The 20468-nt window shown below is 73.1% G+C and carries 17 protein-coding genes; 7 read left to right on the top strand and 10 right to left on the bottom strand.

What is annotated here, in order from left to right; genetic code table 11:
• Nucleotides 1-151 precede the first annotated feature (151 nt).
• Nucleotides 152-601, top strand: coding sequence for a hypothetical protein (locus ACIPYS_RS34705; protein ID WP_400753758.1), 450 nt, complete (start codon nucleotides 152-154; stop codon nucleotides 599-601).
• A gap of 53 nt (nucleotides 602-654) precedes the next feature.
• Here the strand turns inward: ACIPYS_RS34705 and ACIPYS_RS34700 are convergent, their stop codons facing one another.
• On the bottom strand, nucleotides 655-1293 hold the full coding sequence (locus ACIPYS_RS34700) for a hypothetical protein (RefSeq protein WP_400753755.1): 639 nt from the start codon (nucleotides 1291-1293) through the stop codon (nucleotides 655-657).
• A gap of 340 nt (nucleotides 1294-1633) precedes the next feature.
• Between ACIPYS_RS34700 and ACIPYS_RS34695 the strand changes: the two genes are divergently transcribed.
• Nucleotides 1634-3274, top strand: coding sequence for an alpha/beta fold hydrolase (locus tag ACIPYS_RS34695; protein WP_400753753.1), 1641 nt, complete (start codon nucleotides 1634-1636; stop codon nucleotides 3272-3274).
• A gap of 75 nt (nucleotides 3275-3349) precedes the next feature.
• On the opposite strand, the gene ACIPYS_RS34690 is transcribed toward ACIPYS_RS34695, so the two are convergent.
• The 4 genes from ACIPYS_RS34690 to ACIPYS_RS34675 all read right to left on the bottom strand — a co-directional run bounded on the left by ACIPYS_RS34690 (nucleotide 3350) and on the right by ACIPYS_RS34675 (nucleotide 6851).
• Entirely contained in the window at nucleotides 3350-4051 is a 702-nt protein-coding gene (locus ACIPYS_RS34690) for an XRE family transcriptional regulator (protein ID WP_400753751.1), read from the bottom strand.
• A 129-nt stretch (nucleotides 4052-4180) separates the two neighbouring features.
• A complete protein-coding gene (locus tag ACIPYS_RS34685; protein ID WP_400753748.1) occupies nucleotides 4181-4612 on the bottom strand; it encodes an NUDIX hydrolase in 432 nt (143 codons plus the stop codon).
• Nucleotides 4609-5862, bottom strand: a complete 1254-nt coding sequence (locus tag ACIPYS_RS34680) for a DegT/DnrJ/EryC1/StrS family aminotransferase (RefSeq protein WP_400753746.1) — start codon at nucleotides 5860-5862, stop codon at nucleotides 4609-4611. Before ACIPYS_RS34680 ends, ACIPYS_RS34685 begins: the two co-directional genes overlap by 4 nt.
• On the bottom strand, nucleotides 5859-6851 hold the full coding sequence (locus tag ACIPYS_RS34675; protein WP_400753744.1) for a Gfo/Idh/MocA family protein: 993 nt from the start codon (nucleotides 6849-6851) through the stop codon (nucleotides 5859-5861). The genes ACIPYS_RS34680 and ACIPYS_RS34675 overlap by 4 nt, the downstream gene beginning before the upstream one ends.
• Before the next feature lie 155 nt (nucleotides 6852-7006).
• Here ACIPYS_RS34675 and ACIPYS_RS34670 point away from each other — a divergent pair, with 155 nt between their 5' ends.
• The gene (locus ACIPYS_RS34670; protein ID WP_400753741.1) at nucleotides 7007-8332 is read left to right on the top strand and encodes a helix-turn-helix transcriptional regulator; all 1326 of its coding nucleotides are present in this window, start codon (nucleotides 7007-7009) and stop codon (nucleotides 8330-8332) included.
• An 83-nt stretch (nucleotides 8333-8415) separates the two neighbouring features.
• Here the strand turns inward: ACIPYS_RS34670 and ACIPYS_RS34665 are convergent, their stop codons facing one another.
• The 4 genes from ACIPYS_RS34665 to ACIPYS_RS34650 form a co-directional block, all read right to left on the bottom strand.
• Nucleotides 8416-9672: an NAD(P)/FAD-dependent oxidoreductase gene (locus ACIPYS_RS34665; protein ID WP_400753738.1), complete on the bottom strand. Its 1257-nt coding sequence runs from the start codon at nucleotides 9670-9672 to the stop codon at nucleotides 8416-8418.
• Between the two features lie 130 nt (nucleotides 9673-9802).
• Nucleotides 9803-10234, bottom strand: a complete 432-nt coding sequence (locus tag ACIPYS_RS34660; RefSeq protein ID WP_093859027.1) for a nuclear transport factor 2 family protein — start codon at nucleotides 10232-10234, stop codon at nucleotides 9803-9805.
• 5 nt (nucleotides 10235-10239) lie between these two features.
• Nucleotides 10240-11043 (bottom strand): MBL fold metallo-hydrolase, encoded by an 804-nt coding sequence (locus tag ACIPYS_RS34655; RefSeq protein ID WP_400753735.1) that lies wholly within the window; start codon nucleotides 11041-11043, stop codon nucleotides 10240-10242.
• A gap of 202 nt (nucleotides 11044-11245) precedes the next feature.
• Nucleotides 11246-12682, bottom strand: a complete 1437-nt coding sequence (locus tag ACIPYS_RS34650; RefSeq protein ID WP_400753732.1) for an MFS transporter — start codon at nucleotides 12680-12682, stop codon at nucleotides 11246-11248.
• Between the two features lie 100 nt (nucleotides 12683-12782).
• Here ACIPYS_RS34650 and ACIPYS_RS34645 point away from each other — a divergent pair, with 100 nt between their 5' ends.
• From ACIPYS_RS34645 to ACIPYS_RS34635, 3 genes are all read left to right on the top strand, one after another.
• Nucleotides 12783-13880: a DUF5937 family protein gene (locus ACIPYS_RS34645; RefSeq protein ID WP_400753729.1), complete on the top strand. Its 1098-nt coding sequence runs from the start codon at nucleotides 12783-12785 to the stop codon at nucleotides 13878-13880.
• 53 nt (nucleotides 13881-13933) lie between these two features.
• A complete protein-coding gene (locus ACIPYS_RS34640; protein ID WP_400753726.1) occupies nucleotides 13934-14872 on the top strand; it encodes a PhzF family phenazine biosynthesis protein in 939 nt (312 codons plus the stop codon).
• Nucleotides 14873-15027: 155 nt separating this feature from the next.
• A complete protein-coding gene (locus ACIPYS_RS34635) occupies nucleotides 15028-16800 on the top strand; it encodes an ALF repeat-containing protein (protein WP_400753723.1) in 1773 nt (590 codons plus the stop codon).
• Between the two features lie 70 nt (nucleotides 16801-16870).
• Here the strand turns inward: ACIPYS_RS34635 and ACIPYS_RS34630 are convergent, their stop codons facing one another.
• Nucleotides 16871-18649 (bottom strand): hypothetical protein, encoded by a 1779-nt coding sequence (locus ACIPYS_RS34630; protein WP_400753720.1) that lies wholly within the window; start codon nucleotides 18647-18649, stop codon nucleotides 16871-16873.
• 359 nt (nucleotides 18650-19008) lie between these two features.
• Here ACIPYS_RS34630 and ACIPYS_RS34625 point away from each other — a divergent pair, with 359 nt between their 5' ends.
• On the top strand, nucleotides 19009-20244 hold the full coding sequence (locus tag ACIPYS_RS34625) for a phosphotransferase (RefSeq protein WP_400753717.1): 1236 nt from the start codon (nucleotides 19009-19011) through the stop codon (nucleotides 20242-20244).
• The last annotated feature ends 224 nt before the right edge of the window (nucleotides 20245-20468 follow it).

The raw sequence follows: 20468 nt of genomic DNA, 5'->3' as shown, positions 1-20468 counted from the left end.
GTGTCGGTCGCGCTGGGGGGTGGGGTGCGCCTGTGTGTGGGGGGGGTGATCGCGGTTGTGTTTGACCCGCCTCCGGCAGTAGTCGCGGTGGGGCGGCGGGGGCGGCCGGGGGGGCCCGGCCCGCCCCCCCCGACCGACACCCGAGGGAACGATGAACAACACCCGAGGCGCAGCCGCTCTGCTGGCCGTTGCCGTGGCTCTGGTCTCCGTGCTGACGGCGTGCGCCGGTGGGGGAACACCGTCGGCGACCGCTGCGGCGAGCAGTCCGAGCGGCCCGAGCAGTTCCACCCCGACCGGTGAGAACAGGTCGGTGGCCCGAGGCTTCGAGCCCGTGCCGCAGGCCGTCCTGGACGCGTACCTCGCGGATCTGCGGGCCGCCGACCCGGCCCTTGCGGCCAATGACGTCGACGCGTGGACCGAGGGGATCCACCTCTGCTACTACTCCTTCGCCGGCCGGACGGAGGATCAGTTGGTCGCCTCGGCGAACCAGGCCCTCGGCACCGAGCGCGGAGCGACGGTCGTCGCCGCCGCCCGGAAGCACCTCTGCGGGGTACAGGGCGTCCGCGACGACTGGGAGCTGCACAAGCCCCAGTCGTCGTAGCCCGGGGCGACCGGGTGCGGTGCGGCGCCGCCGCACCGCACCCGGTCGGTCTCCTACAGGTGCGGGAGGACGAAGTCGTACCCGGCCACCGAGTGGGCGTTGCCGGCCGGGCAGACGCCGTTGGTGGGATAGCCGTAGAAGTAGAGGCCGTAGCACTTGGGACAGAAGCGCCAGTTGCGCTGCGAGCCGGGGGGCTCCGGGATGTCGTGCGGGAGGACGAAGTCGTAGCCGGCCGCCGCGTGGGCGTTCCCGGCCGGACAGCGGCCGTTGTCGGGGTAGCCCCAGAAGAACATGCCGAAGCACTTGGTGCAGAACCGCCAGTTGTGCTGGGCGGTCGGCGTCTCGGGGATGTCGTGCGGGATGTTGAAGTTGTAGCCGGCCGAGTCGTGGCCGCCGCCCGCCGGGCAGGCGCCGTCGGTGGGGTAGCCGCGGAAGAACAGGCCGAAGCACTTGGTGCAGAACCGCCAGTCGGCCTGGCTGGCCAGGATCCTGGCGTCCTTCGCGCCCTCGGTGTCGTTGGCCTTCTTGGTGTCCTTGGCCGCGGCCGGTCCGGCCGTCGCGCCGATCGAGGCGACGGCACCCAGGCCGGCCACCGCCGTGAGGCCCAGTGCGCGGGTCAGTACCGCGCGGCGGCCCGGCCGGAGCCGGAGGTCGGGTGCGGGATCGTCGTCGTGGGTGTTCGGGAAGCCCATGCGGGTCCACCTCTCCGCCGGTGGTGGCCGGCGAATCATCAGGCAGGGATCGGTCAGGGTTTCGCAACGCCGAGTATCGAGTCGGTGCTGTACACGGTCAACGGAGCGCAGGCGCACGACCCGGCGTCCGGCGCTCCCGGCGCGCCCCCGGTCCGCCAGGTCATACGGTTAATGATGATCTTCGGCCATCGACCGCACTGTTTCCCGTCAATCCGGCTCCGATAAGGGGTATTGACGGCCATTCGGGCATCGGCCGCAAGAATCTGCGGCCGCACACGTCTTCCCCTGTTGATCGAGGACTGACAGGCTGTCCGGCGTTCGCAGAACCGGAGGAGGTTTCGTGTCCCGATTCACCGGCACGGTACTGGCGGTCACCAGTGCCCTCGCCCTCGTCGCAGGCTCGGCCGCGGCGGCCGTCGCAGCACCGGCCCCCGGCGCAGCCGCCGAGGCCAAGGTGGCACCGGTCGACTGGAAGCCGTGCAACCCCGACCCGAGCCAGCCGGACCCGAAGATCTACGACTGCGCCGTCTACCAGGTGCCGCTCGACTACGACCACCCCAAGGGCGAGACCACCGGCATCGCGATGATGCGCCGTCGCGCGGCCGACCCGGCGAAGCGGATCGGTTCGCTGTTCCTCAACCCCGGCGGCCCGGGCGGCAGCGGCTACCTGTGGGCGACCACCACCCGCTTCGGCAAGGACGTCCAGGACCGCTTCGACCTGGTCGGCTTCGACCCGCGCGGCGTGGCCCGCAGCAACCCGCTGAAGTGCTTCACCACCGACGAAGAGGCCGCGGGCGTCAACGACCGCATGATCGGCGTCCCGGTGACCAAGGCCGAGATATGGCAGACCATCGACGCCACCGAGGACTACAGCGACGCCTGTTCGCGCAACGCGGGCCCGCTCATCGAGCACATGTCGACCATCAACGTGGTCCGTGACCTCGACCGGATGCGGCGCGCCGTCGGCGACAGCAAGCTGAACTTCGCCGGCTTCTCCTACGGCACCCTGATCGGCGCCACCTACGCGGGCATGTACCCGGACAAGGTGCGCGCCCTGATCGTCGACGGCAACGTCGACCCCAACCTGCGGATGCACGACGGCGTCGAGTACGACCGCCAGCGCGCCGTCGGCTTCGAGGTCGCCCTGACCGAGTTCCTGAAGCGCTGCCAGACCGCGGGCGCCCCGCGCTGCGCCTTCGGCGCGGGCGACACCCGGGCCAAGTTCGACGCCCTCCGCGACCACCTGCGCACCAGCCCGATCACGCTGCCGGACGGCACCCAGGTCACCCTGTCGAGCTTCACCAGCCAGGTCGCCAGCTCCCTCTACGCGCAGCGCCTCCAGGCGCCGCTCGCGGTGTCGCTGCAGGCCGCCTACCAGGTGCTCAACGCCCCGGCCGCCGCCGCGCAGAGCCTCGTCGCCGCCGCGCCGGCTGCCGCGCCGACCGTCGACCCGGCCGTGGTCGAGAACGCCAAGGTGCTCGCGAAGACCGTGCCGAACGCCCTGCGCGAGGCGCTGCCGGAGACCCCGTACTCCGCCGACGACTCCTACTACGGCGTCAACTGCCAGGACAAGCCGTACCCGTCGAACCCGTGGACCCTGGCCAACCTGGCCAAGCCGTGGGAGAAGGAGTCGCCGACCTTCGGCCGCTACCAGGCCTTCGACGGCCCGACCTGCGCCTCCTGGCCGGCCCCGGCCCGCGACGCCGAGACCTTCACCGGCCCGTGGAACCGGAAGACCGCCACCCCGGTGATGGTCATCGGCAACCTCTACGACCCGGCCACCAACTACACCTTCTCGCAGCGCATGCAGCGCCAGCTGGGCAACGCGGTGCTGGTCTCGGTGGACGTGGTCGAGCACTGCGCCGTCGGCCGCAGCAAGGAGCTGGGCAAGCTGGTCACCGACTACCTGGTGAACCAGAAGGCCCCGGCCCCCGGCCAGCTGCTCAAGCCGGACGTCGAGGCCTTCCCGCCCGTCGCCTGACGCCACCCCGGAAACACCGAACGGCCCGCCCCCGGGAACAGCCTCCCGGGGAGCGGGCCGTTCGGCCGTCGGCGCTCAGTCCGACGGCGGACTGTCCGGCGCCACGCTGTACCGCCGAAGCACTTCGTCCGCCGTGGACCGGTCCAACAGCCGTAGCTCCCACGGTCCGGTGTTGACGTCGAACTCCTTCCCGAAGCCGACCCACTTGCCGGCCATGTGGCGGCCCGTGGGGTCGACGAGTAGTTGGATCGCGCCGTGGTACCGGGCGCCCCGGTAGTAGCCGGCGTCTGCGGTCTGCTCCGTCCAGGTGCCGGTGACGACGTAGCGGTCGACCGTGAGGTCGAGCGTGAGCGGAGAGTCGGGGTTGGAGGAGGCGCCGGGCAGGGATGTGGCCGTGATCCGGTTCCCGTGGTGTTCGAGCAGTACGTGGTGCAGCCCGGCGAAGGTGTTCGCCCGGCTGCTGCTGAAGAACTCGTAATGGCTCAGCCATATCCCGCTGTAGTCGTCGCCCGCGGCGGCGGGAGCGGAAGCAGGGCGCTGCGAAGGCTGGTCTCTCGTCATGTCATGACCTCCGGCTCCGTCGTCCGTCACGCGGGACGGCGGCAAGTGGGTGGACTCGAAACCCAGCTGGTCCGCCGACAGCTTGGTCACGGCTTCCAGTGCCCGAAGGTAGACCGGGCGCGGCGTGCGCACGTCGCCCGATTCCCACCGTTGGACGAGTCTCTTGCTGGCGTCGTTGGGTTCTGCCGGGGCTTGCCCGTACGACTCGCACCACAAGCAGGCGGCGGAAGGCCACGGGAACGTCCCCTTCCCGCCGAATGCCCGTTGAGATCACTGCGGCCGGGCGCCTGGAACAGCGCCCGGCCGTGGGCCCGGACGGGGCGTCCGGGCCCACGGTGCACGGCGTCAGCTGGTCAGCAGATCGCGTACGGCGTCGCTCACTTCGGGCAGCACGCCAGGCAGCGCCCACTGGTGGGCGTCGTGCTCGGTGAGTACGACCGGCTCGGACTTCTCCACGGTGACGGCGAAGTTGAACTGGCGCGTGGTCCCGCCGCGGCTGTTCCTGTAGTCGAAGTGCCCGATGTAGCTGATGACCTGGTCGACGGTCAGGCCGGTCTCCTCGGTGGTCTCCCGGTACATTGCGTCCAGGATCGTCTCCCCGGGCTCAACCTTGCCGGAAGGGATCTCCCACATCCCGCCCATGTAGTCGTCGGGGTTGCGGCGCACGAGCAGTACCCGGCCGTTGTGGTTGATGACGGCGGCGGCGACGAAGCCGGTGATTCCGGCGGCTTCGGCGTCGGCTGCCAGGCCGGCCACGAATTCGGGGGAGATGGTCAAAGCAGCTCCTTGTGGTGGTCGCTGATCTTGACGGCCGCGCGGACGTACTGCTCGGCCAGTTCGAGATCCTGTTCACGATGCCAGACCGGGAGCTTGATCGTGTGGGCGTGGGCGTGCTCGGCGACGGGGAAGTCCCCAGCCCTGTAGCGACGGTGGGAGTGCGGGTGGCCGGGGAACAGCGGGCCGGGCTGCTGGTACAGCGGGAGCTGGTTCATGGGGCAGGTGGAGCCGGGCCGGTCGAACTCGGTGGCACCCTCGGCGATCAGCGCCGCGTGGAACCGTTCGATCGGCAGACCGCCGAGCACGTCGGGCCGGTAGGTCAACGTCAACCCGTACCAGGACGGGACCACTCCTTCGGGCATCTCGGTGACCTCCAGGCCCGGTATCCGGGCCAGCCGGCTGTTGAGGTAGCGGGCGATCTCCGCCCGTTCGGCGAGGTAGCCGTCGAGGCGGGCCAGCTGGTCGTGGGCGATGGCGGCGGCGATCGGGTGGATGCGGAGCTTGAGACCGGCCCCGGTGACCGCGTACCGCGCGAGCGGCTGGCCGTTCGGGATCTCGGACTTGGCACGCTTGTTGTAGTGCGCGAACGTGATGACCCGGTGGTAGGTGTCGTCGTCGTCCGTGAGGACGAACCCACCTTCGCCGCCTGACAGCGGTTTGGGGCCGTTGAGGGAGAACGCCGAGGCGAGGCCGAAGGTGCCGACCCTCTGCCCGGCGATGCTCGCGCCGTGCGCGTGGGAGCCGTCCTCCAGCATGATGAGGTCGTGGGCGCCGGCAACGGCGACGATGTCGGTCATGTCGGCGGGCTTACCCCACAAGTGGGTGACCATGACCGCCCGGGACCGCGGCGTGATCAGCTCCTCGATCCGGTTCGGGTCGATGTTGCCGTCCGGCCCGGTCTCGCACAGCACCGGAACCGCCCGGAGGTGGAACAGCGGGGAGGCGGTGGCGTGGAAGGTCCAGGCCGGGACGATGACCTCATCACCGGGCTTGATCCCGGCAGCCCAGTAGCCGGCGTGCAGGGCCGCAGTGCCGGAGCTGGTGGTGACCGCGTGCCGGACGCCGAAGTACGCCTGCAGGCCGTCCTCCAGCTCGGCGACGATGCCGGACCGGCCCGGGACGGAGATCGCCTCCTCCAACTGGGCAGCGACCTTGGCGCGCGTGGTGTCGTCGATCGGCGGCCAGGTGAAGTGCGGGCCGGCGGCGGTGATGGTGGGCTGGCCGCCGAGCAGGGCGAGCGTGCTGGTCACAGCATCTCCCTCGGGTCGATATAGCATCCGGATGCCTTGGACCGGTAGCAGGAGGCGATGAATGCGGCGTGCGCGAGGTGCTGGTCCGGGCTGGAGGTGTTGGGCCGCTCGCCGTCCAGGACCCGGCAGAAGTAGTCGATCTGTGCAGCCGATGCCGACGCGGGCGCATGGGGGCGTGTCAGCTCCTCCGCGACCGCGCCGTCCAGGTCGAGCCGCTGGACCTGGCCCTTGGTCAGCAGCACCGAGCCGCGGGTGCCGACCACGTGCAGCCGCTCGGTCTTCGGGGCCACCCACCTGGACAGCAGTACCGAGCCGTACAGGCCAGCGTCGTAGCCGAGCTGGATGACGGCGGTGTCTTCCGCGTCGTATCCGCCGTCGGGGACAGCGGCAGTGGAGAACTCGGCGATGACCCGGCTGGGCATGCCGAAGTACCAAAGCAGCAGGTCGATCAGGTGGTAGCCCATGTCGATGATGCAGCCACCCCCGGCCTGTCGGACGTCCCCGCGCCATCCGCCTCCGGGGTCGTCGGTGTGGAAGGTGTACTGGCCGTCGATCAGGAACGGGGTACCGATCTGGTCCAGCAGCCCGGCGACGCTGCTGTGGATCGGGTTGAACCGCCGCTGGAGCGTGACCATCAGTTCGACCTGCCCGGCCTCGCAGACCCGGGCGAGCTCTCGGGCCTCCTCCACCGAGGTGGCGAACGGCTTCTCCTTGAGAACGTGGACACCCCGGGCGGCGCACTCCTGGACGACCTCCCGGCCGGCGTGGTGCGGGACGGCGACGACCGCGAAGTCCGGGGACAACGTGTCCAGCAGCTCACTGGCACGGGTGAATCCCGGGACCTGAAGAGCCTCCTGCCGCTGCCGCAGGGTGTCGGGGTTGCTGTCGCAGACGGCGACCAGCTCGGCTCTGCTGGAGCCGAGCAGGCCGGGCAGGTGGTCTTCGAGCGCTTGGTGGCCGAGGCCGATGACCGCAACGCGTCGTTTCATGCGCGGACTCCTTCCGCTGTGTGAAGGAACTTGTCGGTGCACGACGAGTAGAGCTCAACTTGCAGTGACCATCCAGGCGTTGTCCGTAGTCCCGGGGTGGTCCCGCCCGTACGCGCAGTACGCTCACGGTCACAGTCGATGATGGGATTGGCCCCGTGGACGACCAGATCCGGCACCCCCTCGCGTACGCCCGCGCGCTTCGCGGCTGGTCTCAGACCGATCTGGCGGCCCGCATCCACCGCGCCGCCAGGAACAGGCCCGAGGGCCTTCGCTCCGGAGCTGACAAGGCGGCCGTCAGCAAGTGGGAGAACTGGCGCAAGACGCCCGGCATCGAATCCCAGCTCCTGATCGCCGAAGCCTTCGACGTCCCGATCGCCGACCTGGAAGCCTGCGAGTGGCCTCATTGGCTGCCGGGGCAGGAACTGCCGGTGCCGCTCGGATCGGCGTTCACCGTCCTCGCACTTCGAGATGCACAGAGAGCCGCAATGGACCATCGCCGCCGCACCTTCATGGCCTTCAGCGCGCTCGCGCTGGCCGGCCTCTCCACCCAGTGGGCCGCCCTCGAGCCCGACCGGCTCACCACCACCCTGAACGGCAAGCGTGTCGATGCCGAGTTGGTCGACTGGCTGGAGGGCACCAGTGCCGAATTGACTGCTCTGCCCACCGAACAGCGCCAGCATACGGCGAAGTTGATGGATGCCCAGCTGGACACGGTGACCGACCTGCTGGAACAGGGCCGTTACACCGAATCCATCGGCCAGCGTCTGCACCTGCTCGCCGCCTCCTTGGCGAGCACCTGCGGCTGGCACCGCTTCGACCAGGGCCAGCACCATGCGGCGGGCAAGCTCTGGAATGCGGCTCTCACCAACGCGCACGCCGCACATGACCGTGACCTCGGCGCCGGCGTCCTCTCGGACTTCGCCTACCAGTCCATCTGGCTCACCCGGCCCGACGCTGCCGTCGAACCACTCAGCCAGGCCCTCATCCACACCCGTCACCCCACCGCCCGCTCCCTGCTTCACCTTCGCCGGGCCCGCGCGCATGCCGCCCTCGGCGCCGGCTCCTACTGTCGCCGCGACCTCGCCGCCGCCGAGACCGCCCTGCTGACCGACAGTCCCGACCCGGCTCCAGCCTGGTGTCGGTGGATGAGCACAGCGGACCTTGCCGTCGATTCCGGCCAGTGCATGCTCGATCTCGGCCACGTCGCCGAGGCCCACACCCGCATCGACGAAGGCATGAGTCTGCTGCCGCGCTCCCGTGACAAGACCCGTGGCATCTTCCTGACCTATGAGGCCCGCAGCCTGCTACAGGCACGCGACGTCGAGCAGGCTCTCGCCGTGACGAACGAAGCCCTCGACCTTGCCACCCGGATCGGTGCCGACCGGTGCGTCACCTTGGTGCGTGAACTCGCCCCGGCGTTCAAGCCCTACTGCCAGGTTGACGGCGTCGCCGACCTCATGGACCGCCTCAGGGTCAGCTGAGCGGGTGAACCGGGGCTCCATCAATCAGGTACTCCCCGGCACCCCGGTCGGGCCCTGCTCCGACCGGGGCCCCTCATGCGGGATCAGAGGTCGCCGAGCGGGAACTCCGGGTCGGCGAGGGCCTTCGTGTCCACCGTCCGTCCCGAGCGGATCAGGGTGCGGATCGGGTCGACGACATCCCAGATGTTGACGTTCATGCCGGCCAGGACCTTGCCTTCGGACAGCCAGAAGGCGATGAACTCGCGGGTGGCGGGATCTCCCCGGAACACCACCCGGTCGTAGCCACCGGGTTCGACCCAGCCGACGTACTCCAGGCCGAGGTCGTACTGGTCCGAGAAGAAATAGGGGACACGGTCGTACACCGCGTCCTCGCCGAGCATCGCGCGGGCCGCCGTCTGGGGCTGGTTGACGGCGTTGGCCCAGTGCTCGACGCGGATGTGCCGCCCCAGCAGCGGGTGGTAGGCGTTGGCGACGTCGCCGGCCGCGTGGATGTCCGGGTCCGAGGTGCGCAGGTGCTCGTCGGTCTTGATGCCGTTCTCCACCTCCAGCCCGGCGGCCTCGGCGAGTTCGGTGTCCGGAGTGATGCCGATGCCGACCACCACCGCGTCCGCCGGGACCGTCGCGCCGTCCGCCAGCCGGACGCCGGTCACCTGCCCGTCCGTGCCGGTCAGTTCGGCGACCTTCGCCTCGAACCGCAGGTCCACACCGTGGTCGCGGTGCAGATCGGCAAAGACCTGGGCCACCTCGTGGCCCAGCACCCGCAGCAGCGGCAGCTCGGCCGCCTCCAGCACCGTGACCCCCGCGCCCGCCGACCGGGCGGCGGCCGCCGTCTCCAGACCGATCCAGCCCGCGCCGATCACCACGATCCGGGCGCCCGGACGGAACGCCTTGCGGAGCCCGTCGCTGTCCTCGACCCGGCGCAGGTAGTGCACGCCCGCGAGGTCGGCGCCCGGTACCGGGAGCCGGCGCGGCACCGAACCGGTGGCCAGCAGCAGCTTCGAGTACGCCAGTTCGCCGTCGGCGGCCAGGGAGACCGTGCGGTCGGCCGGGTGGATCGCGGTCACCCGGGTGCCGAGCCGCAGCGTCACGTCGTGCTCCGCGTACCACTCCGGCGGGTGGACGTAGATCTTCTCCCGCGAACTCTTGCCCTGCAGATAGCCCTTGGAGAGCGGCGGACGCTCGTACGGGCGCTCGTGCTCGGCGCCGATCAGCACGATGCCGCCGGTGAATCCGGCCTCGCGCAGCGCCTGCGCCGCCTTCGCGCCGCCGAGGGAGGCGCCGACGATCACGATGGGGCGCTGCCGTCCGGCACCGTCGGTACCCGTACTGTCCGTGGCCATGCTGAACTCCTCGCTCTGCGGCGGAAACCACGGACAGCCTGCCGCCGCCCGGCGGGCCTGTCGAGACGACGTCCGGCGCGCCGCCCCGGCTCCCCCGAACGGGTGACGCGACCCCGGAGCGGGCGAGAAGTCAGGGAGTCGTCGCGTCCCGGACCAGGGCGGTGTCCGTGAACTGCTCGAACCGCACGATCCGTCCGCCGCGCACCGTGAAGTGGTGCGCCACCCGCACGTTCAGCGGCCGCCGGGTGGCCTTGTGCACCGCCGTGTAGCGGGCCAGCACCACCACGTCCTCGCCGCTGACCACGTACCGGTCGTCGTGCGCGGTCCAGTCCTCCCACTCGGCGGCCAGCCGGTCCATCACCCCGCCCGTGACGCCCTTCGGCGTCCGGTAGGTGCCGGCCAGCGGGAAGCCCGCCATCTCCGTCCACTCCACGTCCTCGGCGAGCGTCGCCCGCAGCGCGGCCAGGTCGCCCCGCGCCGAGGCCAGGTACTGGCGGCGGACCACGTCGGCCGGGGCGTCCGACTCGGCGAACGCGGCCGCGGCCCTCGGAATCTCGATCATCGCGCTCAGCCCCAGACCAGCTCGCCCTTGGCGACCTTCGTCCCGAGGTCGACCGCCAGCGGCATGCCCAGCCCGGGGAACCGCCGGTCCAGCGCCTCGCGCGCCGAGGCCGCGGCCGGCGCCCGGCCGACCTCGGTCTCGAAGGCCCGCAGGTAGTCGCGGGTGTGGTCGATCGAGGAGGTGTCGGTGGGCGCGTCGGCGGTCCGGTGCCCGGCCACCACGAAGTCCGGCTCCAGCGCGGCCATGCCGTCCAGCAGGTCGATCCAGGCCGCGCGCTGCTCCGGCGTCGGGGTGTCGGCCGTCCACACGTGCAGGCCCTGGAACAGCAGCACCCCGCCGAACAGCGCCCGGTGGTGGTGCTGCCAGAGGTAGTGCCGGTCCGGCAGGTGGAAGTCGGCGCCGCGCAGCTCGAAGCGGTGGCCCTCGAAGACCAGCTCGTCGCCGGGCAGCACCTCCGGGAGGACCAGCCGGGTCGGCAGCTCGGGGCCGAGGTGCGCCCAGGCGCGGAGCTTGGGCTCGAAGGTCTCCTGGATGTGCTCGACGGTCGACGCGGTGGCCAGGAACCGGGCCTCCGGGAAGGCGTCCCGCACCTCCTGGGCGCCGAAGTAGAAGTCAGGGTCGCCGTGGCTGACGAAGACCGTGGTCAGCCGCTTGCCGGTGGCCCGGATCCGCTCCACCAGGCGCCGCCCGTCGGACCGGGTGAACCCGGCATCCACCAGCAGTGCGTCCTGGGGGCCGGTGACCAGCACGGACGTCTTGTTGAGCGAGCTGTCCGGGCTGTCGATGACCTCGAAGTCGAGGGCACTCATGAACGGTCTCCTTCCTCGCGGCCGGGCGCGTCGTCCCGCGCACCGGGTGCGTATGTCTCGCGTGCCGGGGTGCGTACGCCTCGCCGCCCAGCATCGGCGAACCGGCGCACCCCCGCACCCCGGGACGGCGCACGCCCGCACCCCGGGACGACGGCCGAAAGCGCCGGGGCGACGGCGCCCGGTCGCGCCGCGGGCCGGCGGCTCACCCGCGCGGGCGCAGCCGGATCACGGCGACCGAGGAGAGCAGGGTGGCAGCGGCCAGTACGGGCCAGAGCGCACCCGGACCGACGGCCAGCAGCGCGGTCAGCGCCGCCGGAGCCAGGGCGCGGCCGACGCCCATCGACAGCTCCCAGCGCGCCAGCGCCCGGCCCAGCAGGTGCGGCGGGGCGGTCGCGGCCACCAGTGCCGTCCCCGCGCCGGAGTAGAGGATCTCGCCGAACGTGTACAGCACCGACACCGCCGCCACCGCGCCCGCCGCGGCCGTGCCGCCGAGCCCGCCCGCCGCCCAGAAGCCCAGGTAGGAGAGGGTGAGCGCGATCCCGCCGGCAGCCAGCACGGTGTGCCGCGACCGCTCGCGGAACCGGAGCACCACGGCCAGCTGGAGGGCGATCACCAGCACGGTGTTGCCGACGAAGATGCCGGAGGACCAGGCGGCGGAGGCGTGCAGGTGCAGCACCAGCAGGGCCGGCAGGGCCACCTCCAGGACGTCGAAGGTGAAGGCGAAGGGGAGGTTGGCGACGCTGAGCAGGGTGATCCGGCGGAGCGCCGGATCGGCGGCGGAGACGGCGGAGACGGCGGAGACGGCGGAGACGGGGGAGACGGGGGAGACGGGGGAGACGGGGGAGACGGGGGAGACGGGGGAGGGGGAAGGAGCGGGAACGGCGGGGGTGGTCGCGGCGGACCGTGGTGCGGACACCCGGAGCGAGTGCACCAGCCCCGCCGCCAGCAGGCAGGCCGCCGCGGTGACGCCGGCGAGCAGCTTCAGCGTCCCCGTGCCGCCGGCCACCGCGAGCGTCGCCAGCAGCGCGCCCGCGCCCAGCCCGGCGTTGCGCAGCGTCCGTCCGGCGGCCAGGGCGGCGTCCCTGGTTCGGCCCTCGGTGAGCGTCGACACCACGGCCGCGTGGGTGGCGGGCCAGGACTGGCTGCCCACGCCGAGCAGCACCGCGGCCGCGGTGAACCCGGGCAGCCCGTCCGCCAGCAGCAGGGTCACCGACCCGGCCGCCCGGACCAGCAGCGTCGCCGCGGCGGGCAGGCTGCGCGCGCCGAGGTCGATCCACCGGCCGGTCAGCGGGAGCACCAGCAGCCCCGCGACCATGCCGGCGGACATCGCGAGGCCCGCCGATCCGGCGTCCAGGGCGAGGACACCGATGCCGTAGAGCAGCAGGAACGGCCGCAGCAGTCCGGTGCCGAGGGCGTCCACCACCAGGGCTGCGGCGTAGCGGGGCCCGCCGGCGGCGGTCAGCAGACCGAGCAACGCGGCCGGTCCGCTCCGGGGGCGCTCGACGGGACGCTCGACGGGGCGCTTGGCAGGGCGTTCGACGGGGTGCTCGCCGTGGGGCACGGGAGCGGTCGGAGGGGAGGGCTCGGGGACGGGGGACGGGGCGTCGGGCTGCCGCTTCGGGCTCTGGATCAGGCTCATGGCCGGTACCGTCCGCCCGCACCCGGCCCGCGCGCACGTCGATTGACGAGTCCCGTCAATCGACGCCGGACCGGTCCGCCGCAGGTGACAGGATCGGGGCGTGAGCCTGACCATCGACATCACCGGCCTGCCCGACGAGCGGCTGCTCTTCACGCCCTCGCCGCTCGCGGAACTCAGCGCCATGCTGCATGTCCTCGCCGAACCGGCGCACCACCCGGACCTGCACGGCTGGGCGGCGAGCACCACCGCCACCGTGCCGCCCGCGCTGGCCGAGCGGCTGGCCGAGGCCGAGTTCCTCTGGCGTTCCTCGCGCGCCGACTTCCTCGTCCCCGGCATCCCCGGCGCCACCCTCGCCGAGGAGCTCGACGCCGTCGACCGGATCGACGACGAGCAGTACGTCCGGGCGGCGCTCGTGACGACCTGCGGCGTCTCCCGGATCACCCGCCGGACGGCCTCGCCGCTCACCGACCCGGTCGAGCAGGAACGGGCCCGGGAGCTGGCGCTCGCCCGGGGCCCCCGCCAGGCGGACTTCGCGGACTGGCTGCTCACGGACCCGCCCGCCGTCCGGGCCACGGTCCGGCGGATGCTGGAGGACTGCGCGGAGACCTTCTTCGCCGACGCCTGGCGCCGGGTGCTGCCCGAACTGGCAGCCGACGCCCGGCGCAAGACCGACCTGCTGGTGCGGCACGGCGCGGTCGAGGCGCTGGCCGCCGTCTCCTCCTCGGTCGTGCTGGAGGACGCGGGCGAGGGACGGCGCCGGATCGTCGTCGACAAGCTCCAGGACAACACGACCAGCGCGACCGGCGCGGGCGGTGTCACCTTCGTCCCGACCGCGTTCGGCCGCCCGCACCTGCTGGTGGTGTCCGCGGCCGGCTGGCGTCCGGTGGTGCAGTACTCCGTGGCCGCGCCGGGCGTGCCCGAACCGGTCTCGCTCGCGGTGGTGCAGCAGCGGCTGGAGGCGCTCGCCCACCCCGTCCGGCTCCGGCTCGCCCGCACCATGGCGCGGGGCCCGCACACCACCGGCGAGCTGGCGGCGGCCTGGCAGCTGAGCGCGCCCGAGGTGTCCCGGCACCTGGCGGTGCTGCGCCGGGCCGGGCTGCTGACCACCCATCGGCGCGGGCGCTACATGCTGTACCAGCTGGACCTGGCGGGCAGCGCCCGGCTGGGCACCGATCTGCTGGAAGCGGTGCTGCGGTGACGGGGGCCGCGTCGACGGGGAACACCGGCCGGGCCGAGCACGTTCGTGCGGGCATGACCACTGACGCCACTGACGCCACTTCTGCCACCGACGCCACTGACGCGACCGATGCCACCGATGTCGCTCGCGCCGTTCCCGAGATCCTCCGCTACGCCGCCTTCGCCACCGACCCGGCCGGCGGGAACCCGGCGGGCGTGGTGCTGGACGCCACCGGCCTGAGCGCCGACCGGATGCTGGCGATCGCGGCCGAGATCGGCTACTCCGAGACGGCGTTCCTGGTCCCGGGCCCGGCTGCCGGGGAGTACGCCGTCCGCTACTTCAGCCCCCTGGTCGAGGTGCCGTTCTGCGGCCACGCCACCGTCGCCTCCGCCGTGGCGCTCGCCGAGCGGGTCGGCCCCGGCCGCTTCCTCTACCGCACCGCGTCGGGCGAGGTGCCGGTCGAGGTGACGGCGGACGCGGACGGCGGCCTTCGCGCCACCCTCACCAGCGTCGAACCCCGGGTGGAGGAGGCCGGGCCGGCGGACGTCGAGGAGGCGCTCGCGCTGCTCGGCTGGGCCGCCGAGGACCTCGATCCCGCACTGCCGCCCCGGTACGCCTACGCGGGCGCACGCCACCTCGTCCTCGCCGCCGGGACCCGTGACCGGTTGGCCCGGCTCGACTACGACTTCGACGGGCTCGCGGCTTTCATGACGGCCCGGGACCTCGTCACCTTCCAGCTGGTGTGGCGGGCCGCCCCCGACGTCTTCCACGTCCGCAACCCCTTCCCGGTCGGCGGCGTGGTCGAGGACCCGGCCACCGGGGCGGCCGCGGCCGCCTTCGGCGCCTACCTCCGCGACCTGGGTCCGGCCGCCGCCCCGGCGGTGCTCACCCTCCACCAGGGCGAGGACATGGGCCGACCGGGCACGCTCCTGGTCGATCTGGGCAGTGCGGCGCCGCGGGTGCGGGTGTCCGGCGCGGGGGTCGCGATCGGCCAGGAGGGCCCTGTGTCGTGACTCTTGAGTGAGGGTCGGGCGGCGGCGCGCCGGGGGCGTCCGACGGGCTCGGCGGCGGGTGAGACCGAGCGGAAAATATGGTGGTGTGAAGAGATCTTTGCAGGCCCTATGCTTCGTGCGTTCACGTCGTCTTCGCACGAAGCAAGGTCTGCCGGATGAAGCTCCCCAAGGTGTCCGCCGTGGTCGCGGCCGCCGTCCTGGCCCCCGCCGTCCTCTTCCCCTCGTCGGCCTCCGCCGCCGACGCCCCGCGGCCCACCGGGGCCTCCGGAGCCGACACCGCCGCCGACAAGCCGGACGGCTCCGGTACCCAGGAGGAACAGGACCGGGCGGAGATCCAGCGACTGCTGGCCGACCCGTCGACCGGCGAGACCGTGCGGGAGGCGGCGCAGAAGGCGCTGGCCGCGGGAACCCCCGCCGCCCTGCGGCAGTTCCTGGCGACCGACCTCCAGTCGGCGCGCGAGGGCGACGACCGGCTCAGGACCACCCGGATCATGGCGGCCGGTGGCCCGGCGGTGAAGAAGGCCGCCGGCGCCGCGATGCTGGGCTCCTGGGCGGACGTGGTGAAGTTCCTCAAGGAGGGCCAGTACGTGGCCCGGGCCCAGGACGACCGGGCGGAGATCGAGGCGATCCTCGCCGACCCGGCCACCGGCCGGAGTGTGCGCGAGGCGGCGCAGAAGGCGCTGGACGCCGGTACCCCCGCCGCGCTGCGCGAGTTCCTGACGGTCGGCCGGCAGGACGCCCAGCTGACGGATGACCGGGTCAGGACCGCCCAGATCTTCAGCGTCGGTGGTCCGGCAGTGAAGGAAGCCGCCCTGGCCGCGATGGCCGGCTCGTACGCGGACGTGGTGAGGTTCCTCAAGGAGGGCCAGTACGTGGCCCGGGCCAAGGACGACCGGGCGGAGATCGAGGCGATCCTCGCCGACCCGGCCACCGGCCGGAGTGTGCGCGAGGCGGCGCAGAAGGCGCTGGACGCCGGTACCCCCGCCGCGCTGCGGCACTTCCTGGAGTCCGAGCTCCCCGTCAAGCGTGAGAGTGACGACCGGCTCAGGCTCGTCCAGATCATGTCCCAGGGCGGTCCCGCCGTGCGGGATGCCGCGAACGACGCGATGAACGGCTCGTACGCGGACGTGGTGAGGTTCCTGAAGGAGGGCCAGTACGTGGCCCGGGCCAAGGACGACCGGGCGGAGATCGAGGCGATCCTCGCCGACCCGGCGACCGGCCGGGGCGTCCGGGAGACGGGCCAGAAGGCGTTGGACGCCGGCACTCCCGCCGCGCTGCGGCACTTCCTGGAGTCCGAGCTTCCCGTCCAGCGGGAGCACGACGCCCGGGTGGCGCTGAGCCAGATCATGTCCAAGGGTGGTCCCGCGGTGCGGGCCGCCGCGAACGCCGCGATGAGCGGCTCGTACGCGGACGTCGTGAAGTTCCTCCAGGAGACCCAGTACACGGCCCGCGCCCAGGACAACCGGGCGCAGGTCTCGGAGATCGCCGAGACCGGTGGACCGGCCGTCAAGAAGGCCGCGCTCGCCGCGTTGAACGGCAACGACCAGGCGGTCGCGACCTTCCTCAACGAGGGCTGGGCCAAGGCGCGGGCCGAGGACGACGCCGCGGCCGAGGCCAAGCCCGGTACCGGGCCGACGGCTCGTCCGACGGAGCAGCCGGCCACCACTCCGGCGACCGCCCCGGCCGCGCAGAACGGCGGCGCCGGCGGCCAGGTCGTCCAGGCGGCTGTCACCACCACCGGCAAGGGCACCGGCACCGCCGCCGTCACCCGGACCACCACCGGCACCACCGTGACCGCCGGCTCCGGCCGGCTCGCGGCCACCGGCACCGAGGGCCTCGGCCTGGAGGCCGGCGGCGCCGCCGCGGCCGTCGCCGCCGGTGCGGCGCTGGTCGTGGTGTCCCGTCGCCGTCGCGCCGAGGAGAGCTGACCCGTCCTCGGTATCGTCCGGCTCCCGGCCCCCGCCGCCGTGCGGGCGGCCGGGAGCCGGACGGGCCGGTTCAGCCCGCCGAGAGGTAGAAGGTGTCCCCCGACAGGGCGGCGTACTCGCTGATCTGGTTGGGGGCCGTGCCCGGGGTGAGCTCGCGGTCCAGGCCTGTCCGGGCGTCCAGCACCACAGGGCCGTTGTGGGCGGTGCCGTAGACTGCTCCGTGCCAGACGGCCGTGACCGAGGGGGCGACCCGTGCCCCGGCGCCGGCCGAGGTCGGGATCCGCCACAGGACGGTGACCCCGGCCGCGTCGATGCCGAGCAACTGTCCACCGTCCGCTCCACTGGCCCGGCACACGGTCGTGGCCCGACCGTCGAACCGGCAGCTGTCGGTGTCCAACGTGTACTTCTCGGCCAGCGCCGGCAGGGGCAGGCTCTCCCCGGTCCCGGTGGACAGCAGGGTGGGCTCCCGTTGCCCACGGGCGAGGATCTTGTCGGTGGCGAACACGGACAGGTTCGTCTTGACCTCGCCGGTCAGCGCCTTCCAACGGACCGCGCCGTCGGCGGTCGAGAGTGCCTTGACCTCCAGGGGCATGTCGTGGAAGTAGGTGTCCCACTTCCCGGTCGTGGAGGAGACCCCGACGACGGTGTCGCCCTGGAGCACTTGGGCCTCGAAGTTCGCCGCCTTCCAGGCGACCGTGCCGGTGGCCAGGTCGATCGCGTAGGTGGTGGGAGGGCCGGACAGACTGGCGGCGACCAAGAGGGCCCGGCCTGCGGCGATGCCGGCGACGGCGGGTACCTGCTTGCCGATCGTGCCGTCGTCGACGGTGACCCGGCCGGCCTCCTCGTGGGTGTCGAGGTCGAGGATGTCGACCTCGACACCGTAGTGCTCGGAGACGGTGCCCTCGCCGGGGACGGTCAGCGGGAACGCGGCCACGGCGTATCGCTTCCCGCCCGCAGTGCCCACGGCAGGGCGTGCGGGTCCGAGGCCCCCGGACATCCAGGTCGACCATCCGTACAACGACCCCTCGGGGAGTTTCCCGTGGGAGGTCATCGAGGCTGTCTGGCTGCCGTCACGGACATCGTAGGAGACCAGGTGCTCCGCACCCACCACGGAGACCACGTCGAGGCCGTCCAGCACGAGGGGACGGACATCGGCGTCGCCACTGCCGGCGACGACCTGGGTGAACTTCACCGGCGGGTCGGCCCGGACGGGTTCGGGCCTCGGCGGGCCGGAAGGCTGCGAGGCGGACGGACCGGTGGTGGCCGACGGGCTGCCGCCCGAGCCACCGCCGGGCGTCGCGGGGGCACCGGAGGCCGGGACGGGCGCGCCGGCAGCCGCACTCGACGGGGCCGCCTTCGGGTCCGGCGAGTCGTCGGTGAGGAGCCTGGTGCCTCCGTAGCCCGCCGCCACCACGAGGACCAGGGCGAGGATCAGGAGCAGGACGGTGCGGGGGTCGCCCCGGCGGATGTTCTGGATCAGCTGGTCGCCGAGCGCCAGGTTCCCCGTGTTGCGGGACCTGCCGTCGATGATGATGCCGTCCCGGCCGATCCGCGGCGGGTCGGCGGGCGGCGGCGGGGTGGACGGCAGTGGCGGGACCTGTGCCGCCGGAGCCGGGACCGGTACGAGCGCCGTCAGCTGGACCGCGAACTGCGGCTCGGTGGACATCACCTGCACCAGGACCCGGCAGAGTTCCGCCTGCGCGGCCGGTTCCTGCGGACCGGAGTCGAAGGCCGCCACGGCGGCCCGGCCGTCCGGCTCCGAGGAGAGCCGCCGCCGAACGGCCTCCCCCGCGGCCTCGGCCACGGCGCGGCCGGTGGTTCCCACGATCCCCGATGCCACGTCGGTCATGAGCCCGACAACAGTCGAGGCAAGATCTGACTCGCTCAAAACGCCCCCCCCGGCAAAGTCATTGACACTCAAGCGTGGCAGCAGGAGCCGCCCGCGTCCGCCCTCCGCTCGACCACTGCGACCGAATCGTGACCACCCGTCGCCGTCCGGCCACCCGCCGGACCTCGGTCGGCCACCGTGGACCGTGGACCGTGGAGCGTGGAGCGTGGAGCGTGGAGCGGGCAGTGGAGTGGACCGCGAATCGGAGGGCGAGCGTCAGAGCACGGCCGGGTGCCGAACCGCCCCGGTGGCCCCCGTCGGCCGTCGGCCGTCGGGAAAACGTGTGGCGTCGATCGGCGGGGGTGCGAGAGCCTGCGCGGGTGGATCAGGAAACAGGTCGGACGGCTGCCGTCCATCTCACCCATGACGGCGACTACCTGGGGCTGCTCGGCCCCTTCGGGCTGACGGACCCTTGGTGGTCGTCGGTCGGCACGCTCACGGAGCGCCTCTCGGCGGAGGCCGGGGTACCGGTGGTCGTGGTCAGGCTGGTCGGGGTGACGGGTGGTGAGGGCTGTTCGGGCGGGCACACGGTGTACCACGCCGAGGCGCTGGAGCGGCCGGCGGACCGGGCACCGAGGCCGGCCGGGCCGGAGGCGGAAGCGCTGCTGGGTCCGGCCGAGCGGCGGGCCGGGTGGGCCACGCCCGCCGGGCTGCGGGCGGCGCTCGACTGGGCGGAGCGGGCGCTGACGGCGGTCGGGCGGCCGGTCGCCGGGCCGGTCGAGCAGGTGCGGACGTGGAACCTGTCCGGCGTGTTCCGGCTGCCCACGGCCGCCGGACCGGCCTGGCTGAAGGTGATCAACCCGGCTTTCAACGCCTCCGAGGGGGAGGCGATCGCGCTGTTCGGCGCCGCCGCCGGCCCGGCGCTGGTGCCGACCGTGCTCGCCGCCGACCCGGCGCACGGGCGGGTGCTGCTCGACGACGTACCGGGCGAGGACTGCTGGGGCCCTTCGGCCGAGGAGGTGGCGCAGGCCGTGACGGGCCTGGTCACCGCACAGGTGGCGCTGGCCGCCGAAGGCCGGGCCGGTGCGGCCGGGCTGCCCGACCGCACCCCCGGTGCGGTGGCCGCCGCCGTCCCGGGCCTGCTCGACCGGCTGGCCGCGACGGCCGAGCTGACGGGCGAGGAACTGGACGCCGCGCGGGCCCTGGCCGCGCGCCTGCCGGAGCTGGTCGGGGAACTCGCGGCCTGCGGACTGCCGGAGACCGTGGTGCACGGTGACTTCCACCCCGGCAACTGGCGTTCCGACGGCTCCGGGCTGGTGGTGATCGACTTCGCCGACACCTGTTTCGGCCACCCGGTGACGGACGGGCTGCGGCCGCGCGGCTTCGTGGACGGGGAGCGCTGGGAGCAGGCGGCCGGGGAGTGGGCCCGGGCCTGGCGCGAGCGGGTGCCGGGGTGCCTGCCGGAACGGGCGCTGGAGCTGGCCGGGCCGCTGGTGCACTTCGGCTACGCCCTGCGGTACCAGGAGTTCCTGGACCACATCGAGGACAGCGAGCGCCCGTACCACGAGGGCGATCCGGCGGCGGAGGTCCGGCACGCGGTGGCGGCGGCGGGCTGACCCCGGCGCCCGGACGGCCCCCCGGCCCCCCGGACTGCCGGACTGCCGGACTGCCGGATGCCCGGACCCCGGTTCCCCGGGGGCCCGACGGCTTCGGAGGTCCCGACGGCGGGGGGGGGGGGGGGGGGGCGCCCCCGCCCCGCCCCCCCCCGCGCGCCCCCCCCCCCCCCCGCGCGCGCGCCCCCCCCCCCCCCCCCCCCCCAGGCCCCGCCGCGACGCGCCCC

Origin of the sequence: Kitasatospora sp. NPDC089913, assembly GCF_044748625.1 — a bacterium.
GTDB lineage: Bacteria > Actinomycetota > Actinomycetes > Streptomycetales > Streptomycetaceae > Kitasatospora.
This window is presented reverse-complemented; position numbering and strand designations above follow the sequence as displayed.